The following is a 3,012-nucleotide window of genomic DNA, read 5'->3' on the forward strand; positions in this document are numbered from 1 at the left end:
GAGCTCGCCGGGCGCATGCACCCCATGCCCCAGATGCCTCCAGGCCGAGTGTCACCCGTCCCCCACGACCTGTCCCTCCATCCACTGCGCCAGATCCGCAGACTCCTGCGCCGGCGCACCCCGCGCCGCTAGTAACGGCTCAGTGCCGCTTCGGTCACCCTCGGATGCTGCGTCGCGCGCGCAGGGCGGTGCGGGCCTGGGTGTCGTCGATCAGGAGCGAGAACTCCTCGTAGGCGATGCGCTGGACATCTTGCGTGGTGACGGGCTCGCCGGTGCTGCGTGCGTGGGCCAGTTCGGCGGCGCCCAGGGCCAGCAGCCGTTCGCGGTCGGCATCGTCGTGGCCCTCACCGGAGAGGGCGGACAGGACTTGGCGCCAGATTCCCGGACTCATCGGTTCCCGTCTCTCGGCGCGGGGATGGACGCCTGACCGGGGGTCGGCCCGGCCTCGTCGTCGTCCTGATCAGTGGGCCATCGGCCGAACGGCCCCCGCTCGCCTGGGCTAGTAGCGCCGAGCACCGCCGGGCCCTTTTGGCGCTCTTCGTCGGGGATCACCTGGTGCCAGGCCGGTGATCCCGGCACGGGCCAGCCACTTCTTCGTCTTCCCCTTGCCGGTGGCGGACCCGGCATGGCTGCCTCGGTGGCCTTTTTGAGCTGTCCCATCCCATAGCGGGATTCCCTCACTGCTCGGCGATGTGTTGAGGCGTCGCTCTCCACGGAATCCGGATGCCACCGTTTCATCCGGCCGAGCCGATGCTCAGCGGCGGGCGCGGTGGGGCCTGCGGCGGGGCGGTCGCCGGTGGGGGCGGGTGAGGGTGATCTGGCGGAGGAGCTGGTGAAAGCACGTCAGTGCGGTAATCGGGGGGAGGCCGGCCACCGCGATGCCGGGCAGCGTCTTATCGGCCTGGTTGACGCACAGGGTGACCGCGAGGGCGGAGAAGAGCACGACGACGACCCAGGAGTGCGTGGCCCGGCGCCGGTGGAGAGCCGCGCGCAGGAGGGACAGCGAGGCAACGAGCCAGGGGCCGAATACCAGCAGTGGCCAGCACTGTGCCAGGCCGCGGGGCACGGTCGGGGCGGCCAGATGACGCAGCGGGTCATACGAGACGACGGCGCCGAACACGCTGACCATGGCGACGATGAGCGCTGCGAGTGCTGCAAGGCTGATGCTGGCCACCCGCAGCCACGACTGCCCCTTCAGGCGGCGGAGCCGGCGCAGGCGTGGTTTGCGGTGGTCGTGGGTTCCGGGCCGGGGGTGCGGCACGGCGGCCTGGATGCTCTGTTGCTGCCCGGCGGAGGTGCGCACCATCTGCGCCAGTTCGTCGTCCCAGCTCAGCTCCAGACCCGGGGTGTGGTCGAAATCGAGCGGGTCCGGCGGGTCGCTCGTCGCTCTCGGGGGGAAAGGTTCCTGCTTCGGGATGAAAAGTTCCTGCATGTTCACCAGATTTTCGGGGTGTGCTGCGGGGGGCCCGGACCCGATGGGGTCCAGATGCTCGTAGGACGGGTCGGGGTGGGGCTCGAAGGCTCCGCGATGGTCATACATGGCGATTACGCCCCCGGCCGGTACCCTGTTCCTGGGCTGAAGTGCAGCACTGGATTGCAGGTTGCGCCATCACATCCGACGCGGTGTCACCAGCTGATGAGCGCGTCGTCGGCGCGCTCGCGCCTGAGGGGCCGGTGGAAACCGTCCGGTTGTGAAAATCGGTTTGCAGATGGTCGAGCTTCTGCAGGAATTCCTCCAGGATCTCCGCGAAGTACATGGGGCCATGGGCTGCGGGCGCGCGTGTGAGCGGCTGGCTGGTGAGTCCTCTGGGGCGCTCTGCCGGGGGAACCGGCGGGACTGCGGCCCACAGTGAACTGATCTGGCCGGTGGCCTGTTTGCCCGTCGCTCGAGGGAAGTACTTGGGTGAGGTCACACTGCGGTCAACGAGCGCGGCATCCGTACAGACGCCCGGCAGTCGGGTGAGCAAGGGCGGGGGGAGAGTGGATCAGCAGTCCGCCTCGTTGACTGCGGCCATTAAAGATGCGCGCCACGTCCGGGAGATCCTGGCCACAAGCCGCGCCGACGACGTCCCCGCGACCAAGGCGCAACCGAACCAGCCGCCCCCGGCCGGAACGCTCCCTGCGTCCGCAGCTGCCTGTTCTCCCTCGCCAGAGCGGTGGCCTCGGCCGTACCGGGCACGGCGGCCTGCTCGGCCTCACGGACCCAGACCCGCAGCGTCTCGTGGTTGACGCCCAGGTCCTTGGCCACCGGGGCGTACGTACGCCCCGGGCTCGCGCGGTACAGCGCGACGGCATCGGCCCGGAACTCAGGGGTGTACTTCGACGTCCCCATCGGGAACTCCTGTCCTATGGATCTTCACGATCCAATGATCAGGGTGTCCTCGATCGAGTAGCCGAGGGGAATTTCACCCCTCGGCTCTCACGGAGTGAAGTAGGCCGCCGACGAGGTGCCCGTGGCTCGGGTCCTTTTCCGACGGCCCCTTCCCGAACCGGACAGGCGGCTTTCACCGCATCCGGCTCTCCAGCGGTCATTTCCGGGTGGTGGCTGTGGCCCGTCCCGCGTGGATGGCCTGGTGGCAGCGGTCGCAGACCACGAGGGTCTTGCGCTTGCGCATGGCCATCAGGTGTGCCCACGGCGGCCGTTCCGGCCGTCCTGGCTTGTTGAGATCGGCGAGTTTGCGGACGTGGTGGACCTGTAGTCCGGTACGTCCCTCGCACATCTCGCACTGCCCGGCGAGGAGCCGGTGGATCAGCTCGTTGCGTCGGGCAGTGGCCATGACGGGTCGGAGGTCGGTAATGACGGCGGTGCGCTGTCGCTTGAGCGGGGTCCCGCCGAAGCGGGCGATCAACGGCTTCCTGCTCTTGTCCCGCTGCACTGTGACCTGTGAGGTTCCCCCGTTACTCGGGAGATGCTGATCAGCTGGTCAGGGAGGGTTGACGGGGTTTCAGGTTCGCTCTTCTGGTCGTTGCCTGATCGGAGTAGTACCTCTCCTCGAACTCGATCGGGCTGAG

The 3,012-nt window shown here is 68.5% G+C and carries 5 protein-coding genes; all 5 read right to left on the reverse strand.

All coding sequences use genetic code 11. From position 1 onward, the window contains the following. Window positions 1-154: 154 nt before the first annotated feature. Window positions 155-391, reverse strand: a complete 237-nt coding sequence (locus QMK30_RS38180) for a hypothetical protein (RefSeq protein ID WP_283522923.1) — start codon at window positions 389-391, stop codon at window positions 155-157. 363 nt (window positions 392-754) lie between these two features. Further along, the gene (locus QMK30_RS38185) at window positions 755-1,540 is read right to left on the reverse strand and encodes a DUF2637 domain-containing protein (RefSeq protein WP_283522924.1); all 786 of its coding nucleotides are present in this window, start codon (window positions 1,538-1,540) and stop codon (window positions 755-757) included. After that, a complete protein-coding gene (locus QMK30_RS38190) occupies window positions 1,533-1,757 on the reverse strand; it encodes a hypothetical protein (protein ID WP_283522925.1) in 225 nt (74 codons plus the stop codon). Before QMK30_RS38190 ends, QMK30_RS38185 begins: the two co-directional genes overlap by 8 nt. Before the next feature lie 257 nt (window positions 1,758-2,014). Then, on the reverse strand, window positions 2,015-2,332 hold the full coding sequence (locus QMK30_RS38195) for a transposase (RefSeq protein ID WP_283522926.1): 318 nt from the start codon (window positions 2,330-2,332) through the stop codon (window positions 2,015-2,017). Between the two features lie 196 nt (window positions 2,333-2,528). Then, window positions 2,529-2,876, reverse strand: coding sequence for an HNH endonuclease (locus tag QMK30_RS38200; protein ID WP_283522927.1), 348 nt, complete (start codon window positions 2,874-2,876; stop codon window positions 2,529-2,531). Window positions 2,877-3,012 lie beyond the last annotated feature (136 nt).

It is taken from the genome of Streptomyces sp. H27-C3 (assembly GCF_030063415.1).
In the GTDB taxonomy this organism is placed as follows: Bacteria; Actinomycetota; Actinomycetes; order Streptomycetales; family Streptomycetaceae; genus Streptomyces.